Raw genomic sequence first — 19,888 nt, forward strand, 5'->3', positions numbered from 1 at the left:
TCACATCTGTCCTTCCGACAAGTACTCTCTGGCGGCGGCCTCATCCACAATGCCTTGCCGGAGCATTTCCCTGATGTCCATATCCAGCGTGTGCATGCCAAGCTGGACATTCGTCTGCATGACGCTGCGGATCTGATGCACCTTCTCCGTACGAATCAGATTGCTTACGGCCGGTGTGTTAAGCAGCACCTCGGTGGCGCAAACCCGGCCTCTCCCCGTTCGGGAAGCAAGCAAACGCTGGGAAAGAACGACGATCAGCACCGAAGCGAGCTGAATGCGAATCTGTCCCTGCTGCTCCGGCGGAAACGTATCGATAATCCGGTCGATCGTCTGCGGAGCATCCGCCGTATGTAAGGTCGCGAACACCAGATGCCCCGTCTCCGCGGCGGTGATCGCCGTCCGGATCGTTTCCGGGTCCCGCATTTCGCCGACCAGAATGATATCCGGGTCCTGACGCAGCGCGGCCCTCAATCCGTTGCCGAAAGATTGCGTATCCAGCCCGACCTCGCGCTGATTCACGATGGAGCGCCCATGGCGGTGCAAATATTCGATCGGGTCTTCCAGCGTAACGATATGCTTGCTCTGCGTCTGGTTTATATGATCGATCAGCGAGGCCAAGGTCGTCGACTTCCCACTGCCGGTAGGCCCGGTGACGAGGAACAGCCCCTGCGGCTTCTGCGCCAGCTTGAGCAGCACGGGCGGCAGCTTCAGCGTCTCGAAGGACGGCACCGTCGGCGAGATTACCCGCGCGGCGATGCTTACCGAGCCCCTTTGCCGATAGACATTGATGCGAAATCTGGATATTCCGGGGACCCCATAGGAAAAGTCGGCCTCTCCATGATCCAGAAATTTGTTGTACTGGGTCTCGCTCATAATGGCTTTGGCGTACTCCCCCACCATGGCCGGGGACACCAATTCATCGCCTAACCGGTGAAGCATCCCGTCGATTCTTAGTACCGGCGGCGAATTGACCGTCACGTGCAAATCCGACGCTCCCGATTCATGGGCCTGCTTTAACAGGGAACTGAAATATTTTTCCGCTTCGCTTGTCGTCATCACTGCCTCACCTCCTCTTCCTCGCCTGTTTCGCGGAGAATTTCCGTCAGGGTGGTCTGGCCCGACATAATTTTTGCGATGCCGTCCTCGAACAGGGTCTTCATCCCCTGCTTGGCCGCATGCCTGCGCAGCTCGGTAATCGGGACCCCGTTCACGATATGTTCGCGTAGCTCATCGTCAATCCAGAGTACTTCATGAATCGCCATCCGGCCGCGGTAGCCGCTCTTGCCGCAGGATCCGCATCCTGTTCCGTGATACAGCTTGTCCGCCTTGATGCCCAAACGCTCCAGGTAAATCTTTTCCTTTACGTCCGGAACATAGGAAGCCGCGCAATCCGGACATATCCGCCGCACCAGCCGCTGGGCGACTATACCGATCAATGAAGAGGAAATGAGATAAGGTTCGACGCCCATATCTTTTAACCGGACAATGGTGCTGACCGCATCGTTCGTGTGTAGTGTAGAAAAAACCAAATGCCCCGTAAGCGAAGCCCGGACGGAAATCTCCGCCGTTTCGAAGTCCCGGATCTCCCCGACCATGATGATATTCGGATCTTGTCTGAGAATCGAACGCAATCCTTTAGCAAAAGTAAGCCCCGCCGCGGGATGAACCTGCATTTGGTTGACGCCCTCCAGCATATATTCCACCGGATCTTCGATCGTAATGATGTTGGCATGCTCCCGGTTCAAATGCTGCAAAGCGGAATAAAGCGTCGTCGTCTTGCCGCTTCCCGTCGGCCCCGTCAGCAGCACGATGCCGTGCTGTTTCTCGATCATCCGCCGGAACAAAGCCAGGTTGTGCTCCGTCATGCCCAGCTTGTCGAGGCTCTTCACGCCGGTTGCAAGATCGAGCAGGCGCATGACGATCTTTTCGCCGTGAACCGTCGGGAGCGAGGAAATGCGGATATCGATTTGCTTGCCGTCGATGATCGTCTTAATCCGGCCATCCTGCGGCAGCCGCCGCTCGGCGATGTTCAAATTCCCCAAAATCTTGAGCCGGGCCGTTATGACCCCCTGCATCGATTTGGGAATGGAGCGTTCGCTGCGCAGCATCCCGTCGATCCGGTAGCGGATCGAAAGCTGAGTGTCCATCGGGTCGACGTGGATATCGCTCGCCCCCAGGCGGACCGCCTGCTCGATCATCTGCTGGACAAGCCTTACGACCGGAGACTGCTCGTCGGTGATGACCGACTGCTCCACCTCGACCTGTTCTCCGTCGGAACCGAGATCCCGGATCATTTCATTCATGGAATCCTGCAGGCCGTACATCCGGGCGATCCCCCGCTGCAATTCTCCCCTTGCAATGATCGCCGGTTCAATCGTAAACCCGGTGCTCATCCGCAAATCGTCAATCACGAACAGGTCCAGCGGATCGGCCATCGCCACCAACAGCTTCCGGCCGTCCACACGAATCGGCAAAACCTGATACCGCTTCGCCATCGCTTCGGGAATGATCTGGCTCAATTTGCCGTCGATCTGAAATCTCGACAAGGTAACATGCGGAATGCCGAGCTGGAATTCCAGCACTTCGATCAATTGGTGCTCGGTTAGAACCCCTTGGGAAAGCAGCACATCGCCAAGCTTCGTCTTGGTTCGCTTCTGTTCTTCCAGAGCCGCTTGCAGCTGGGCTTCCGTAATGATTCCGGATTCCAGCAACAGCTCCCCCAGCCTTTTTTTGATCGTATGCATGAGGCACCTCTTATGTTTGAAGTTAAGAAAACTATCTAGGAAATTAGAACCATTAGATGATGCATCGACAATCCTTTAATTCGACGAACAACCACAAAAATATCTATAAAGAGGATTACAAGTAAATAAAATGTAAAACTGAGGATTTTTTCGGAGATTCAATAATGGTATTATATACCTATAAGACGATTGATGCTATATTGAAAATAGTATAATATACCTATTGATTTATAGTCCGAACTGAAATAGACATGCGGAAAGTGAGAGGGTGTCATGAAGTTTCCCCGTACCCGCAAAATGACTTCCCGTCGCAGGTTCTTTCGCGGCGAGGAAGGCCTGACACTGATTGAGGTAGCCGCCTCATTGGTCGTTCTCTCGATTGTCAGTCTCTATTTTTTGTCCTACTTTACGAACAGCGCCTTTCAGAGCAAGCTTACCAATCAGAAGCTCTCCGCTACTCATTTGGCCAATGCCAAACTGCATGAGATTCAAAACATACCGTTTGAAGAATTGCAGACCGAAGCCGATTGTTCCAAGGGAACGTCCTACGATGAAGAAAAGGACATTTACGTCATGAAAACCGAAATCTGCGATTCGGCCTCCGGATACGAGACAAGATCGGATATTTTATATATTACCGTCACGACCTATTGGGCTCCCGATCCGGAGCATCCGGGCCAATTCAAGCACGAAGTCTCGTTAGTCGGCGCTGCCAAAAAATAATTGCCGCAGGTGATTGATCGATGCAAAAACTGGTGAAACATCTTCGCAACGAGGAGGGCCTGACCCTTGTCGAGCTTTTGGCCGTAATCTCCCTATCGGCACTGCTGCTGATTCTCGTATCGACCATTCTGACCACCTCCTTGTTGGCTTCCGGCAGAATCGATGATGAAACCAGGCTGCGAAACGAGGCTATTACGCTAAGCGCTGCGCTTCAGTCAAAGCTGCGAAATACTACGGGGGTTACCGTCCTCCCGGACAATAATGCAACGGGGCCGGTCTATGAATTTAACGCCAGCGTCATAGAAGATGTGAGCAGCGGGGCGACGCGCACGGTCAGCGTTAAACTGAGCAATGACCATCTATATATCAACGGTGTCCGGCTCGATTCCGAAGGGGTTACCCTGGACGGAACCTATTTTATCCGGGGAAATCAAGATCTGGAGATTCATCTGCAGGCCGGACTGGAGCATAAAGAGGAGGTCGAGCCTCTCTATTTGTTTGTATCGATAAAAATGGTCCAGTGAGGTGAGCGTAAGTGAGGATGAGCCTGAGATATTCCCGCGAAAAAGGTTATGCCCTTGTTTCCGTACTGTTCCTGATCGTCATCCTGTTCGTCATCGGCACGATCGTCATGACAAATGTGACCAACTCTCAGGGTATGGTAAACGTATCCGGGGATATCGTCGCGGCCCAGGCCGACGGGGAGGCCAAGCTGATGATCAGGCTGTCGGAAGCCAAAGCCGCCATTCTTGCCCTGAAGAATGAAGTCGATGAAGATGAGGAGGAAGAAATTACTCTGGAGATGGTCGAAAGAGCCGCAGCTCCTTTTGTCGATCCGGGGAGCGCCGTAACCGACGAGGACAAGCTTCTGTACACCGGGATAGTCAGTGCGAAGGGCCAATCCGGAAGCATTACGCAAACACTGCAGAAGAAAATTGAAGTGACCTTGTACTATGAGCCCGAAGAGCCTTCGGAAGGGGGAGGCACCGGAGGGTATGCGGTGGTTAGCCAGGGGGAACTGAACTTAAACAAAACCACTACAGTAAAAGGAAATATCTATGCTGTAGGAAATCTAAACCGCAATGAGGCAAATATTATTGGAGATGTTGTAAGACCGGGGAGTAATGAAACTAATACGCTCACTCCTAGCCACGTAAATGTTGTGACAATAATAGCGTATAAAAAAGTTGAAGCTGATAATAAGAATAGCGAAGGCTCCCATCTTAAAGACTCCCTAGGCAATATAGATATTAGCGACTTAGAAGTTAATAACAGTGATTCTTTTGATCAAACAGTAATTTTTAATGATGTAACTCTTCATTCAGGCGCAAGTCTTGAGGTTAATGGTGATTTATTAATTAACGGAGACTTGCAAATGGAAACAGACAGCATGATCAATATTAGTGGAAACCTATATGTATTTGGTGAAATGAAAACCACAGGAAAAACTCAAATTCATTCCAATCAACTTATAGTGGACTCGGAAGCTAAATGGGGAGATAGTAATTCCGGACTTAATGACACTACCCTTTCAGTTGGATATATTTATGTATCCGGAAATGTAATATCTAAGGGGAGAGTCCAACTTAATTCTGACCAAGTTTGGTTTGGTAGTGATGCTAACTTGGGTGAATCCGGTAAATTTACTGAGGTTATTATTTTTGGAGATATGTATATCAGAAATAATATGAACATATATGGTAGACTGATAGCGAAAAATATATATGTTGGTTCAAACTCCAATGGAAATTTAAATGGCAGTTGCCAATTTAAACTTTACTCAGAGTATATTGCAATCGGCGGAGGTTCAAGTGCTACTTATGCCGAGCTGACAGGTTATCTCTATTCAAATAATCGTGTTAATATTAACTCCTATTTAAATATAAATGCCTTAGAATCAGGATCAGAGCAAGAAGAAGATCGACCCACGAAAATTTTATTCGATGAGAAAAATATGATTATCCGATAAAGTCGCTAGGCCGACGGATTATCTATTCTCCTCCCAACTCTGACCCGAGTCAACCGTTCGATACTCCAATACCTGCGTCTTCTTATCCCCGACAAATTCTATTTCCAGACTTCCCGTTTTTGAATCCTTATTCTCAAAGACGGGAGGATACACATTTCCATAGTTGTACTCCTCGGGGACATCTATTTTCTGCAGCTCCCAGCTCTTTCCGCCGTCCTTTGTGCGATAAAGGGGCACCGGCACTTCGCCATGATAGCTGGCGGTGATCCAGCCCTCCAAATTATCCAAGAAAGTAACACCTGTCACATAACCATCAACCGTACTGGATACATCGGCCACCAGGGACCATGATTGGAAGTCAGTGGTTGCGTTGTAAAGTTGTTTGGTCATTAACCCCATGGCCGGGTCCGAGGTTATCATCACCCATAACATAGTGTCTTCATTCTCAGGGATGGAAACAAATAAGTTCTCTTTGTTAATCTTCTGGCCCAGGTCTTTACTGAGCGCAAGTTCTTCAGAGGTCCAAGAAGCCCCTTCATCATCACTGTAAAATGAGTAAAGGATATCGGGATTTTCCTGACTTCCGTAAATAAACCAGCCTTTTGAGCCGTTTGTATGGAAAAAAAGCAAAGAAAGCTCAGCGGGAATGCTCGCCGGTTCGGGGTATGAATTGGAATCGTCTTCTATGTTCGAAATCAACTCATTCTCCTTGGCGGAATTTGATATTGAATTTTCGGCGGAAGGCGTGGCTGACGGTTGAGAAGGACTCTCTTGGATCGCGGTGGAACATCCGAATAGGTTGACTATCAGAATGAGACAAACTAAGAACCTTCCTGTTTTAGGTATCATGCTTACCTCCCGCCTTTGTTCATTAATGAATTCAACATTGAGTATAAACCATGACACAGCCGCTAAAGTTACATGATTTTCATGAAATTGTAATATATAGTTGCCCTCTCTATATAGCTAAAAAAGACGCCGGAGCAAAACTCCGGCGCCTAACACTACCCTACCCATTCCAGGATTCTACTTCCCAAACAACACCTTGATCAGTTCCCCGTTCACCACATTCCGGTTCCGGTCGACAAGGCCGAAGTCCATTTCTTTGTAGCTCCAGTATGCGCGGCCGATGCGGCGGGCGTCGAGCAGCTCGATGACATCCTTCACCCAGCGGACGGCGTCGTCCGGCTTCGCCGAGTCGATCACGCCGAACTCGCCGCAATAAAGCTGCTTGCCGGTGTAAGTGGTGAAATTATCGGCGTGGCGCAAGTATTTTTCGATCAGCTGCTTGTCGTTGGTTTCCCAAGCCTGGCGGCCCAGCTTGTGCAGATATTCCGGGTGGCGGTTCAGGTACTCCTGTACGCCCGGCATTTCGCCGGGATAATGGATGACCTGGCCGTATTCCAGAATATCCTCGCTGAAATGCGCGAGCTGATGGGTGAAGAACAGCGGATCGTAATGGTGGAAGTTATACACCACCTTCGGATCTTCTACCAGGGTCAGCTCCTTCAAGGTCAGGACGCTGTTGGCGTCATTGCCGCCGACCAGCACCACCCGCTCCGCATCCACGCTGCGGATCGTTTCCACGGCGCGGACGTAAACCCGGTTCCACTGGTAATCGGTAGGATCGGAGATTTCGTTGACCAGCTCGAACACAAGTCTGTCTCCGATCCCTTTATACCGCTTCGCAAACATCGTCCAGATCGCAAGAAAGCGCTGCCGGTTGACCTCGTCCGCAAGCATCGGATTGGGCTCGGAGCCGTACCCGTACACTTGCCCCGGGGCCTTATGCAGATCGAGGATCACCCGAAGGCCGTGTTTGTCGCACCAGTCCAGGGCGCGGTCGATATATTCGAGATTGGCTTCCTGAAAAGGCTCTTTCGCCCCCCCGTTCTCAATGATGTCATAATCCACCGGCAGGCGGACATGGTCGGCGCCCCATCCGGCGATGATGGCGATATCCTCCTCGGTGATAAAACGGTCGAAATGCCCTTCCCCCGCCAGAGCGGCAAAATATTGGGACAGCCAGCCTCCGAGATTCACGCCTGCTCTATAATACTTATAAAATTCCATCGGAATAGTTCCTCCCGCACGGTTATCGATTTTTATCCGTTGTTGCGCTTTGTTTAAGTCTGCTTCGGTATTCGTTCGGGGTGCAGTGGGCGTGCTTCTTGAACGCGATATAAAAATTGCGCGCCACCTTATACCCTACCTTCTCGGCGATGTCGGACACGCTCCGGTCGCTGTCGTCCAGCATTTTTTTGGCGGCGTTGATACGGATTTGCGTCAAATAATGGTTGTAGCCCATGCCCATTTCATGCTTGAACACTTGGCCGAGATACACCGGGTTCATATAAAAAATCCGCGAAATGCTCTTGAGCGTAATCTCCTCCGCAAAATGTTCGTGGATATAGGACAGCATCTGTTCCACGATCTTGCCCGGCCGGTTAGCCCGGGCCTTGGAGACATAGTCCATGATCTTGAGGCAATAGCCGTAGAATTGCTCCTCCAGTTCATCCAGCGTATGCCGGCCGAGCCATTCGTCCAGCTTGAAGCTTTCGCCGAACACCTCGGCTACATCGCCATTGATCTTCATAAGAATGCGCAGGACGCCGACCAGATTCTCGATGATCATCCCCCGGATCAAGGACGGATCATGGCTCAGGTCGCGGAGCACGGCAAACAGATTCCCCGTCTCCCGGCGTACGGCAGCAGCATCCAGGCTTTGGACCGCTTCTTCCAGAGTCGTCCGGTTAAAGTCCGCAATGATGTTCCAATTGACGGAGGATACCAAATTTTGCGTCACATCGTGGTATCCGATCACCCGGTCCCGGCCGAGGATAAATTTACCTTCCACCGCGATGCGCGCTCTTGCGCAGCAGCTTGCGACTTGAAAAACGCTGTCCGTCGCTTCGCTGTAACCGACGGTCACATGACCCCCCAGCAATTCGCCGCAGCTTGTTCTAAGCTTGTCCGCCAGGGCGGCCGGTTGCATCGCAGCCGTTTTTCCCGGAGGTACCATGTGCAGAATGAGATACCGCTCATGCTCATCGGCAATGACAAAGTTAATGCCGTGAAATAACAGCGCCTCATCCACGGCATTTTTGACAAGGGTATCGCGCAAAAGCGGAGGTTCATCTTCCAGGTCTTCGGGAGCGATGCCCGCCTCTTCCTTCCAATCAATGATAAAAACATGAAACAGGCTCCCGCGAACCGGAAGGTCCATATCATCGGCCCGGTCCAGATAACTGGAGGAATGGGTGCCGTACAGGACATCGGCGGCCCATTTCTCCTGCAGGGCGATCATGCCTTTGTCCAGAATCATCTCCCGTTCCCGGGTTCTAGTCAGCTCATCCTTAATGCTAAGCACGGCGCTGCGCAGCTCCGCTTCGCTTACCGGTTTGAGCAGATAGCTTTTGACGCCGTATTTGATCGCTTCCCGGGCGTATTCGAAATCGCTGTAGCCGCTGAGCAAAATAAACCGGGAATGCGGCAGCTCGGGGATGCTTCTGCGGATCAGCTCCAGGCCGCTGAACACCGGAATCCGGATGTCGGTGAGGACCAGATCGGGCTTCATGTCCACGATTTCCCGGTAGGCGTCCTCCCCGTTCGATGCTTCGCCCGCTATGATGAAATTCAAATCTTCCCAGACGATCAGCTCGCGCAACCTGGCGCGGATATGCGGCTCGTCGTCGATGATATAGGCCGTAAACATCGTAATCCCTCCTCCCGTTACCGGGGTATTCTGATTTCGACGGCTGTTCCCTTACCTGCCTCGCTGCTTAGGTGAAGGCTTCCCTCGGTTCCGTAGTATAAACGGATGCGGTCATATACATTTTTCAAACCGATATGGCTCTCCATCCCGCGGATGTCGCTGTTCTGCAAGGTTTCCAAAACCTCTTCCAGACGCCATTCTTCCATGCCGATCCCGTTGTCGCTTACCGTAATGAGGATCCACTCCCCCTCGGTCCGGATCGTCAGCCGGAGAACACCGCTGTCCTTTTTCAGCGAAAGGCCGTGATGCACCGCATTTTCGACCAGCGGCTGGATCAGCATTTTGGGCAGTTTATGAGCCTGCGCCTCCTCGGAAACCTCGGTATGCCATGCAAACTTGTCCGGCATTCGAAATTTCTGGATCGTCAAATATTCTTCGATAAACCCGACCTCTTCCGCAATGGGGATCAGCTCCTCTTTCCACTGGATGCTGCGCCTGAAGCTGCCCGCCAGAAATTCCACGATTTTGGCCGTTTCCTCCTTGTCGTTCCGGATTCCGTACAGCACCGCATCGAGCGTGTTGAACAGGAAATGGGGATTGATCTGGCTTTGTAGCATTTTAAGCTGGGTCTCCCGGTTTTTGAGCTCCATATCCTTTTGGTTAAGCTGCATTTCGTATACCTGCCGGACAAGCTCGTCCAGCTTAGCCGCCATCCGGTTAAAGGCGCTGCCCATGTATGAAATTTCGTCGTTGCCTTCCAGCTTCACCGCGACGTCGAAGTCGCCCCGCTCCACCTTCCTCATGCTGACCACCAGCGCCTTGATCCGCCGGGTAATGCTGTCCGACATGGCCAAGGAGATCAGGCACAGAAGCAGAAGCAGCAGCACGAAAGCCCCGATCTGATACAGCCTTGAAGGATAGGCCACCGCCAGGACCGATTTCATCGGCACCGTTTTGACGATGCTCCATAACTCCTTCGGTTCCTGCTCCAGGGAAAGGGTCAGCCCCGCCAGTCTGTCGGTCCCCTGCTCTCCTTTGACTTCCTTGATCAGGATGTCCCCGTCCGGTTTCAGCCGGACATCAAGATCCGTTCCTGCGATATTGGTGCCGATCGTCTCCCTGTCGGTCGAGCTCAACACGACGCCGTCCGGGGCGATCACATAAGTGTCGCTGTCCTCCCCTTCGCCATGAATGCCGTTATACAACTGGCTTTCATCAATATAGACGGCAAGCATGCCCACATTCACATTGTTCAAATTAAGCATTCTCGTGAGCAAAATGCTTTTCTTACGGGAGACCGGGTCTTCATAGAGCGTCCACCGTATTTTTCTTTCGGACAGCGTCTCCTTGTAAAGCTTGTCTTCATAAGTGCCCGGCACGACCGGGGCGATTTCGAAATTGTTGTACAGCATCGTTTCATTTTTCGTAAAAACGGTAATTTTGCTGATCTCCGGCCGCAGTGTCAAATACCGCGTAAAGATCGGACGGATTAGGTTGTAATACCCCTCCGTGCTGAGATTGGGGTAACTGTAGCTGGTATTGAAGTACTGCCATATCTTCGGGTCGAAGCAGATGTCGCTGGACATGCTGACAAAAGAATTCAAAAAGTATTTGCTGTTCTCCGCCAGTTGGAGCAGGTCCTGCTTCTCCATGGAGGCCGATTGCTCCTTAAGGGAGGAATCCAGCAGCTTCAGCGAATAAACCCCCAAGGTCAGCATCGGAATCAAGATGGCGGCAAGATAAGACAACAGGAGTTTAGACCGGATGCCGGGAAGCTTAAAAAACGGCCCTCGCCATTTCCGCTTCGCTTCCTGCTTATCCATGTCCATCCCCCCGTTGTTCTAGCGAATATAATCTACCTGATGCGTACCGCGTCTCTGCAAGGTTGCCTTAACTCTCGGCTCCCCAGAGCTCAAGCCGCTGCTTGATCGCTTCCGACATCGCCTTTTCCCACACGTCGATCTTGCTTTCTTTATATAATTTATCGACAAAAGTATTCCATTTGGAATCAAAGCTCGCGTCATCCGGCGACATGACGATATCGCCCACCATGATATGCCGCAGCTCGTCAGCCTTCATGCTGGCCAGTTGGGCGGCGGAGCCGGATTCGATCGGGATGGTCCAGGCGTAGCCGTACGGAGTACCCTCGCCAAACGTATCGAACAGCTCGCCCCAATACTTGGCTCCGTATTTGGCCAGCACTTCCTTCGTTTTGGCGTCATAAGAATTGTAGATGGCATTGATGTTGAACGGGGAGGCATAATCGCCGTCATCCAGCAGGATCGCCCCGTTGTACTGCGGCCACCAATCCAGGACATTAAAGCCTTCTTGCCATCTGTAGTTCGGATCGGAGGTCCACTTCTCCGTCACTTCCGGTTTTTGGACACGCTTCCCGTCGATCACGTCGTAATGTACGCCTTCGATCCCCCAGTTCAGCAGCACATTGCCTTCTTCGCTGAGCAGATAGTCGATGAATTTGATCGCCGCCACCGGGTCTTTACAGTTGACGGAGATACCCATGCCGTTGTCGTACGATTCGCTGTACACCTGGCTTCTGTCCTTGATCCCCGCCTCGGCGACGATCGGGAACCGGGCATAGGCGCGCTCCGGCATTCCCGCTTGACGTAGTGCGGCTTCCGCTTCACTCACCTGGCCGGCGTTGTTGATCATCGCCAGGACTCGGCCGTTGGATACCTGCGACATAAACTCGTCGTATTTGGTGATAAATGCGTTTTTGTCGAGGAAATTGTTTTTGTACATCTTGTTGAGGAACTTCAAGTAATTTTTAAAATAGTCCGTCGTATTAAAATACTTCACATCATAAGTTTCCTGATCCACATAAGCGTCCGAGTCGTCGGTAAAACCGTACGCCCACAGCGCCGGATTGTTTACGGTAATGTTATACCCCCAGGAATCGGCCCACAGGCCCCAAGGGATAAAAGGTTTGCCGTCAATATCCTTGTTGGCGGCCGTATATTCTGCGAGCATATCGTAGACGTCATCGAGCGTTTCCAGCTTCGGATAACCCGTCTTCTTCAGTACGTCGTACTGGACCAGCAGGCTGCCGTTCGGCTCCACGACTTCCTGCGGCCGGTTCTTCGGCGAGCCGAGGAAGTAGATCTTGTTGTCCTTCGGATTCCGCAGCTTGTTCAGGGAATCTCCCCACGCCTTTTTGATGTTGGGACCGTATTGCTCGATCAGATCGTCCAGCGGAATCAGCGCCCCCGCATCGATAAAACGCTCGTCGACCCGGTCCAGAATATCGGGATATTCGCCGCTCGCGATCATGACGCTGCGTTTCTCGTCCGCGCCCGCGCCGGAAATGACTTCAAGATCGATATTGACGCCCGTATTCTCCATCAGCTTCTTCCAGACCGGGGACTCCGTCAGGAGGGAATCCTGCACTTCCTCGGTAAAGGTAAACATGCTTAATGTCGTCGGTTGATCTCCGCCGTTTTGCGCGTCGCCGGTTCCTTCCCCGGTCTTCCCGCCGCCTCCGCAGGCGGCCAAAGACGCGAACAGCAGAGACAGCGTAAGTGCGAAAGCGATTTTTCTCGTAGATCCCCTCTTCATGATTGTTTCGCTCCTTCTTGGATTAATTATATTAAAGATCGGTGTTCCGATCATTAATATCCATGTTTTACCTGAGTACAAAGCTCGGTGCTCACCCTTTGACCGCACCCATCGTCATGCCGTGCACAAAATATTTCTGTACGAACGGGTACACCAGCACAATCGGAATCGTCGCCACGATCGTAATCGCCATCCGTATCGATTCCGGCGTGGTGACCACGCTCCCGCCCGCCGTCGTTTTATTTCTCAGGTCCTCGTAATTTTGCACGCTCGAGGTCGATTGGGAAAGGATTCTAACCAATTCGAACTGCAGGGTGGTGAGATTTTTGTCGCTGGTATAAATAAAGGTGTCAAACCAGGCATTCCATTGATCCACGGCCACGAACAGCAAAATGGTCGAGATGATCGGCATCGATAACGGCAGAATGACTTTGACGAAAATTTTGAAGTCGTTGGCCCCGTCGATCTTCGCCGCTTCCTGCAGGCTGACCGGCAAGCCGTCCATATAGCTGCGGGTGACGAAGAGATAGAACGGCTGCAGCAGCATCGGAATGAGATATACGAGAAAGTTGTCGCGCAGGCCCAGCCCCTTAATGACGAAATAAATCGGAATAAGCCCGCCGCTGACATACATGGTGATGACGAAGAGCCGCTGGAGAAACTTCTGGAATATAAAATCCCTGCGGCTGATCACGTAAGCGAGCATCGCCGTGCTGGCCACCGACAGAACCGATCCTGCAACCGTTCTCAAAATGGAATTGATAAATGCGGTCGACAGCTGCGGCATATTGAAGATCACCTTGAAATTGTCCAGCGTGAATTGTCTGGGCCACAGATAGATTCCTCCGCGCAGTGTATCCAGCGCATTGTTAAAGGCCAGCACCGTGATGTTCCAAAAAGGATACAAGGTGACGATGCCGATGAAGATGAGCAAAATATAGTTGAAGCCGTCGAGCAGCGCATCGCTTTTCTTTCTTTTGATTCCTTTTGCCATAAGAACCTCCTTAAATCACTTTGCCCTCGACGAATTTGCCGGAAAGCCTGTTGGCCGTGAACAGCAGGATCAGACAGACCATGGAATTGAAAATCCCGAGCGCCGCGCTCATCGAGAAGCGGGACATCTCCAGGCCGTACCGGTAGGTGTAAACCGCCATATTGTCGGAATACGTCAGCGTCATGTTGTTGCCGAGCAGATAGCTTTGATCGAACCCCGTTGCGTTAAACAGATTGCCGATATTCAGCACCATCAAAATAACGATGGTCGGCACGATTCCCGGCAGCGTGACATATCTGATTTTGCCGAGCCGGCCTAACCCGTCGACTTCCCCGGCCTCATACAGCGTCCGGTCGATGGAAGTGATGGCCGCCAAATAGATGATGGCGTTCCAGCCGACCTCCTTCCACACCTGGGCGATGGTGGCGATGATCCAGAACAGCTTCCCTTTGGCCATCCAGTTGACCGGCTCGTCGATGATACCGATGGCAAGCAGCAAATTGTTGACGATCCCGCCATCGGTCGACAGCACCGTATAAAAAATGTTGGCGACGATAACCCAGGAGATAAAATGCGGCAGATAGGATACCGTCTGAATGCTGCGCTTGAAAAATTTGTTTTTTACTTCATTCAGCATCAGCGCCAGCACAATCGAACAGGCCGTGCCGAAGAAAACGTTCAGGCTGCCCATCACGAAGGTATTGCGCAAAATCTCGTAAAACCGGCCTTCCGACAGAAACTCCTTGAAATAAGCCAGCCCCATCCATTCCGAGTCGAGAATCCCTATCGCCGGCTTATAGTTTTTAAAGGCCATCAGCCAGCCCGCGAGCGGCGTGTAGGAAAAAATGAGCACCCAGACCACAAACGGGAGACACATGAAGATAAGGTAGCGCTGCTGAATCAGTTTTTTCCAGGTTCCCTGCTTACCCAAGGCTTACTCCCTCCTTTTTCTCTTGTTCCCTTTAAGTATAGAAAGAGCCCCTCCCCCGGGATAAGGACGCAACTTTAGACATAACGGAAAAAAGTATAGAACTTTGAAAGCGCAAACAAAAAAAGCGCCTCCGGATGTAGGCGTTGATCGCATGTTGGCCTATGGGCAGTGGTAATCGTCATCGCAATGGCAGCAGGGAGCTATAGTGCACTAAACTTGCTGGCGTTGGGAATATGGATCGAAATGGGGACCGTGCCGTGATCGCGATGGACCGAAATGGATACCGTGGTGCGATCGCGATGGATTGCGGTGGCAATGATGATCAGGGTAGGTAGATCACAATGAGGGCGTGAAGGTGGCGCAAAGATGGCGGGATTGATGAGCGGCAGTGGCGATCGGGCGATAACGGCCTTTTTCGCCCTTATTTGGGCGGATCGGGCGATTTTTCGCAAAATAGGAGCCCTATGGGCGCTTATTTCCCCGAGACCGGCCCAAAAGCCGGCTTTTCGCCGGAGCGAGTGCGGAATAAGGGCCTTTTCCGCCCCTATTTCCGTAATTTTTGCGATTTCTCGTAGAATAAGTTCCTTTTAGGCCCTTATTTACCCGAGATCAGCCCAAACCTCGGCTTTTCGCCGTTACGAGTGCGGAATAAGGGCCTTTTCCGCCCCTATTTCGGTGATTTTTGCGATTTCCCGTAGAATAAGCGCCTTTTAGGCCCTTATTTACCCGGAATCGGCCCAAAAGCCGGCTTTTCGCCGGAGCGAATGCGGAATAGGGGCCTTTTCCGCCCCTATTTCGGCAATTCATGCGATTTCTCGTAGAATAAGTGCCTTTTAGGCCCTTATTTCCCTGAAATCGGCCCGAAAACCGGCTTAAGGCCGGAATGGGGACAAAATAAGGGCCTTTTTCACCCTTATTCTCGGAAAAATAGCGATAAATCGTGAAATAGCGGCCTAAAAGGCCGCTATTTGGGAGGTCAAGGACTATTATTTTACCGACTCGGCGATCCGGATTAGCTCGCTCTTCTCAATAGGTTCTCCCATCTCTTTGACCATGACGCTGTAAAGGATCCCGTCCGCCTCCCAATCAATGGTTTTTCCGTTAATGATTACGGCATCGGCTTCGTTCACCTTCACACTCTCGACAGTGCCGGTGGTCGATTGAATATACGCGGTTTCCTCGTCGGCGTACCGCTCTTGGATATAGATTTGTTTACCGTTTTCCCCGTTGGTGAAATACAAATCGATATATTTGGGACTGGCATTCCCCTGCTCGTCCATGTATTGCTCAGCCCGGTCAAAAGCATAACCCTCCGGCAAATAAGCAGGAAGCCCTACCTTGAAGTTGGTATAATCGTCCAGCGCGGTTGGATCGGTAATCTTCCGGGTTCTTATTTCTTTATCTTTTGCCTCCGCTTCCGATTTAGTAATAACTTCGCCGTTCTCAATCCCCTCGATCTCCTCGCCTTCCGCCGTGTAAATCGGCCCCGTCTTACCGTCCACCTCGTACAGCGCCTGGCCGTTCCGGTCAAAAAGTTTGCCCTTTAAATGCTCCGGAACCGGGTAAGACATGTCCTCCGGCGGGGGCTCTACTTGAAATGCCGTGATATGGCCCAGCGAAATCGAGGAAATGATTTTGTCCAGCCATCCGTTGGCAAACGAAGGCTGAGCAAACAGTACGCCTATCAGTATGACGGACGGTGCCGCAACAGCCAGGACTCTAACTAATTTGCTACGTTTGCACCCGGCTCTCCCCTTTTGGAAAGCAGTCGTTTGCATTATTCTGCGCCGTACGCTCTCCTTATGCGTTTCGCTTCCGAAATTGGCAGAGGCCAAGCTTTTTCCGAGTTGAAGAAGCGCCCGGTACTCCTCCGGTTTATCAAAGGAAGCGGACGCCTTGCCGTTCAGGCAAGCGTCCAGGTCTTCGCCGAACTGCTTTTCCGTTACTTTCCCGCTAATCATGTGCACCCATCCTTTCCAGTTCAGACTTTAGTTTCTTCATGACACGGAACAGGGTCACCCCGACATTGCTTTCGCTCATCCCTATCAATTCGGCAATCTGCACGTTTTTCAGGTCGGCCCCGAATTTAAGCGCATTAATATGCCTCTCTTTGGCGTTAAGCGTGAGTAATGCCCGGTTCAATTGTTCCTCCGACTCCTTCACCAGAGTCAGGGATTCCGGTCCTTTTTGCCCGGAAATGGCCTCCTTGAGCAAGTCTAGCGAAAATAACCGCTGCCGTCGCTGCCGCCGAAAATAATCGTTCACGGCATTGCGGGCAATGGCTAACAGCCACACTTCAAACGGCGAGCGGTCGATCCGGAAGGTTGACCGTTTGGTCAACGCTTTCTCGAATACCTGGCTGGTCAAATCTTCGGTGGTATACAGGGACCCCACCCGGTACCGTATATAATTAAAAATCCGTTCGTAATAAGCTTCAAAAATTCCCGTAAATTCCGTATCCCCGGATACGGCTTCCCGCTTGTCCGTTTCCGGCAGGGAATGAGACAGCGCGCGCTGCTGCAACATGGTTCTTCCCCCCTCCTTCCGCTGCTGTTTATCTTTCTTTGCCAAACAGGTGTTTCCTGCTAATGGAACTTACAGGCTCGAAGCGGATGCCGCGGCGGATGTACAGTTGAACTCCCTGTTTCACAGGCGTTCGAAATCATGTACACCATCCCTTCTAAAGCCTTCAGCAAGTTAATACGCTCTTCCGCGCGTTTCATTACAAAAATTAAGATGGACATCCTTTCGGCAAAATAAAAAAACCACCGGAGCGTATTGCTCCGGCGGTTCACTACCGATTATTGCTCTAACAATTATGCCTGCACGACGTCCAAATCCACATTGCGCTTGAACGTCTCCTGGTCGTTCTCGCCGAGTATCTTGCCGGTGATTACCCCGGCGGTGATCGAATCGTTGACGTTGAGCGCCGTGCGGCCCATGTCGATCAGCGGCTCGACGGAGATCAAGAGGCCGGCGAGCGCCACCGGCAGATTCATCGTCGACAGCACGATGAGCGAGGCGAACGTTGCGCCGCCGCCGACACCGGCTACCCCGAAGGAGCTGATCATCACAACCAGGATCAGCGTGAGGATGAAATCCCAGCTGAGCGGGTTGATCCCGACCGTCGGCGCGATCATCACGGCCAGCATGGCCGGATAAATGCCGGCGCAGCCGTTCTGGCCGATCGTCGCCCCGAACGAGGCCGACAGGTTGGCGATGCCTTCCGGCACGCCAAGGCGTTTGGTTTGCGTTTCGACGTTCAGCGGAATCGTCGCGGCGCTGGAGCGCGAAGTGAAGGCAAACACCAGCGTCGGCAGCACTTTTCTCACATACTGGACCGGATTATATCCGAACAGCGCCAGCAGGATCAAGTGGATGATGAACATCACGATCAGCGCCACATAGGAAGCGGCCACGAATTTGATCAGCTTGAGTATTTCCTCCGGATTCGTCGTGGCGACGACATTGGTGATGAGCGCCAAGATACCGTAAGGAGTCAGGCGCAGCACCAGCGTCACGATCCGCATCACGACCGCGTATACCGCCTCCACCATTTTGCGGAACGTGTCCGCCTGCTCCGGCTTCTTCTTATCGAGGCCGAGCACGGCCACGCCGATAAAGGCCGAGAAAATAACGACAGCCAGCGTAGAAGTGCTGCGCGCGCCCGTCATATCCGCGAACGGATTGGTCGGGATGAAATCGAGCACCTGCTGCGGAATCGATTTGTCCGCGACATCGCCGGCCCGTTCCTCCAGCGCGGCTCCTCTCGCCTGTTCTTTCTCGCCCGCTTGGATTTCGATCGCTTTCAGATCAAAGCCAAGGCTCGTAACAATACTTACCGTGGCGGCAATCGCCGTCGTAATCAACAGCACGGCGATGATCAGGCCGCTGATTTTCCCGAGATTCTGCTTGCCCTTCAGCTTGGTGATCGCCGAGATGATCGATACCATAATGAGCGGAATGACAACCATTTGCAGCAGTCCGACATAGCCGCGGCCCACGAGGTTGAACCAATCCGTCGATTTGGACAGTACTTCCGAGTCCGCTTGATAGATTAATTGAAGAATGACTCCAAATACGACCCCTAATCCAAGGCCGGTAAATACCCGTTTCGTAAAAGATATATGCTTCTTCTGCATCCAGACAAGCAAGCCCAGCAGAACGAGCATCACGGCCACGTTAATGATGACCCACAATGTTTCCATCGCTTGTTTCCCCCTAGATATTAAGTATAAATTGCGAACGTTTATGAATACCGAGGTCGGCTTCATAGACGAATCATAACAGAATTACAAGTAACATTATAGGATTAATTCAAATTAAAATGCAATATATATTTCGACATTTTTATTTGCCGCCGAATTTATGGTAGACATAGGAGTTTGATCCCATCTACAATTAATAGAAACAAAAATAACCAAGGTGAAAACATGCTAAAAGTCTATGGCGTCCAACTGACGCAAGAACCCGCGCCGGCGCTGCTTGAAGCTCTCCTCTCGGCCCTCCCGGCCCATAAGCAGGCGAGAATCAAACGGTTCCTCCGTCCGGCGGACGCGCTCCGTTCCCTTACGGCCGATATTTTGTCCCGGTATATCCTATGTCAATATCTCGGCATCCATAACGGAGAAATTAGTTTCACGGAGAACAGTTACGGTAAACCCGCGCTTCACGGTACGGAGGGTCTCCATTTCAACCACTCGCATTCAGGGCGGTGGGTCGTCAGTGTGATCGCCGATACGCATTGCGGCATCGATGTGGAAGAAATCCGCGAAGCCGATCTAGCGATCGCGGAGCACTTCTTCGCCGTCCAGGAGATCGCCGACCTGCTGGCGGCGCCCGAAGAGCGGAGAAGAGACTGCTTTTTTGACTTGTGGACACTGAAAGAGAGCTATGTGAAAGCGGCCGGACGGGGGCTCTCGCTTCCACTCTCCTCCTTTGCCATCCGAAAAGAAGTGAGCGGCGGAATTACGCTGCAAACGCAAAATGAGTTCCGCGACTGTCACTTTAAGCAATACCAAATCGACCCCGACTACAAAATGTCGGTCTGCGCCCAAAGCCGGGATTTCCCCGGACAATTGGAGGTCATTCCACAGGACGAGCTGTATGGACATTTTTTGCATTTGGTATGACCAGTCCGGAAGAGCAACTACGTGCAAAACGAAGAAAATTAGTTATTAAATAAGGAAATCAGAAAATACTAAGCAATAAAGGTGGAATACCCGTTTTTTCGCTTGTG

At 51.8% G+C, this 19,888-nt stretch carries 16 protein-coding genes; 4 read left to right on the top strand and 12 right to left on the bottom strand.

Features of this window, described 5'->3' with window-relative positions; all coding sequences use genetic code 11:
- Together V3851_RS10995 and V3851_RS11000 are read right to left on the bottom strand one after the other, a co-directional pair.
- Positions 1-1,056 carry a type IV pilus twitching motility protein PilT gene (locus V3851_RS10995; RefSeq protein ID WP_331846571.1) on the bottom strand — a complete coding sequence of 352 codons (1,056 nt, stop codon included), beginning with the start codon at positions 1,054-1,056 and terminating at the stop codon, positions 1-3.
- Positions 1,056-2,744, bottom strand: coding sequence for a GspE/PulE family protein (locus tag V3851_RS11000; protein WP_331846572.1), 1,689 nt, complete (start codon positions 2,742-2,744; stop codon positions 1,056-1,058). Before V3851_RS11000 ends, V3851_RS10995 begins: the two co-directional genes overlap by 1 nt.
- A gap of 273 nt (positions 2,745-3,017) precedes the next feature.
- Between V3851_RS11000 and V3851_RS11005 the strand changes: the two genes are divergently transcribed.
- The 3 genes from V3851_RS11005 to V3851_RS11015 are packed head-to-tail and all read left to right on the top strand — an operon-like array spanning position 3,018 to position 5,436.
- Positions 3,018-3,467 carry a type IV pilus modification PilV family protein gene (locus tag V3851_RS11005; protein ID WP_331846573.1) on the top strand — a complete coding sequence of 150 codons (450 nt, stop codon included), beginning with the start codon at positions 3,018-3,020 and terminating at the stop codon, positions 3,465-3,467.
- Positions 3,468-3,487: 20 nt separating this feature from the next.
- Positions 3,488-3,991, top strand: a complete 504-nt coding sequence (locus V3851_RS11010) for a hypothetical protein (RefSeq protein ID WP_331846574.1) — start codon at positions 3,488-3,490, stop codon at positions 3,989-3,991.
- A 17-nt stretch (positions 3,992-4,008) separates the two neighbouring features.
- Complete coding sequence (locus V3851_RS11015) at positions 4,009-5,436, top strand: hypothetical protein (RefSeq protein WP_331846575.1); 1,428 nt, start codon at positions 4,009-4,011, stop codon at positions 5,434-5,436.
- A gap of 18 nt (positions 5,437-5,454) precedes the next feature.
- Here the strand turns inward: V3851_RS11015 and V3851_RS11020 are convergent, their stop codons facing one another.
- From V3851_RS11020 to V3851_RS11065, 10 genes are all read right to left on the bottom strand, one after another.
- Positions 5,455-6,285, bottom strand: coding sequence for a WD40/YVTN/BNR-like repeat-containing protein (locus V3851_RS11020; protein WP_331846576.1), 831 nt, complete (start codon positions 6,283-6,285; stop codon positions 5,455-5,457).
- 177 nt (positions 6,286-6,462) lie between these two features.
- Positions 6,463-7,509, bottom strand: coding sequence for a glycoside hydrolase family 5 protein (locus V3851_RS11025; protein WP_331846577.1), 1,047 nt, complete (start codon positions 7,507-7,509; stop codon positions 6,463-6,465).
- A gap of 22 nt (positions 7,510-7,531) precedes the next feature.
- Positions 7,532-9,151, bottom strand: a complete 1,620-nt coding sequence (locus tag V3851_RS11030; protein WP_331846578.1) for a response regulator transcription factor — start codon at positions 9,149-9,151, stop codon at positions 7,532-7,534.
- Between the two features lie 17 nt (positions 9,152-9,168).
- Positions 9,169-10,974 carry a sensor histidine kinase gene (locus V3851_RS11035; RefSeq protein WP_331846579.1) on the bottom strand — a complete coding sequence of 602 codons (1,806 nt, stop codon included), beginning with the start codon at positions 10,972-10,974 and terminating at the stop codon, positions 9,169-9,171.
- Positions 10,975-11,041: 67 nt separating this feature from the next.
- On the bottom strand, positions 11,042-12,724 hold the full coding sequence (locus V3851_RS11040; RefSeq protein WP_331846580.1) for an extracellular solute-binding protein: 1,683 nt from the start codon (positions 12,722-12,724) through the stop codon (positions 11,042-11,044).
- Positions 12,725-12,815: 91 nt separating this feature from the next.
- Positions 12,816-13,718 (bottom strand): carbohydrate ABC transporter permease, encoded by a 903-nt coding sequence (locus V3851_RS11045; RefSeq protein ID WP_331846581.1) that lies wholly within the window; start codon positions 13,716-13,718, stop codon positions 12,816-12,818.
- A gap of 10 nt (positions 13,719-13,728) precedes the next feature.
- Positions 13,729-14,649 carry an ABC transporter permease gene (locus V3851_RS11050; protein WP_331846582.1) on the bottom strand — a complete coding sequence of 307 codons (921 nt, stop codon included), beginning with the start codon at positions 14,647-14,649 and terminating at the stop codon, positions 13,729-13,731.
- A gap of 986 nt (positions 14,650-15,635) precedes the next feature.
- The gene (locus tag V3851_RS11055) at positions 15,636-16,610 is read right to left on the bottom strand and encodes a DUF4367 domain-containing protein (RefSeq protein WP_331846583.1); all 975 of its coding nucleotides are present in this window, start codon (positions 16,608-16,610) and stop codon (positions 15,636-15,638) included.
- On the bottom strand, positions 16,603-17,175 hold the full coding sequence (locus tag V3851_RS11060; RefSeq protein WP_331846584.1) for a sigma-70 family RNA polymerase sigma factor: 573 nt from the start codon (positions 17,173-17,175) through the stop codon (positions 16,603-16,605). The genes V3851_RS11055 and V3851_RS11060 overlap by 8 nt, the downstream gene beginning before the upstream one ends.
- 290 nt (positions 17,176-17,465) lie before the next feature.
- Positions 17,466-18,857: an L-cystine transporter gene (locus V3851_RS11065; protein ID WP_331846585.1), complete on the bottom strand. Its 1,392-nt coding sequence runs from the start codon at positions 18,855-18,857 to the stop codon at positions 17,466-17,468.
- Positions 18,858-19,082: 225 nt separating this feature from the next.
- On the opposite strand from V3851_RS11065, the gene V3851_RS11070 reads away from it, so the two are divergent.
- Positions 19,083-19,781, top strand: coding sequence for a 4'-phosphopantetheinyl transferase family protein (locus tag V3851_RS11070; RefSeq protein WP_331846586.1), 699 nt, complete (start codon positions 19,083-19,085; stop codon positions 19,779-19,781).
- Positions 19,782-19,888 lie beyond the last annotated feature (107 nt).

The organism is Paenibacillus haidiansis, assembly GCF_036553665.1.
GTDB lineage: Bacteria > Bacillota > Bacilli > Paenibacillales > Paenibacillaceae > Fontibacillus > Fontibacillus haidiansis.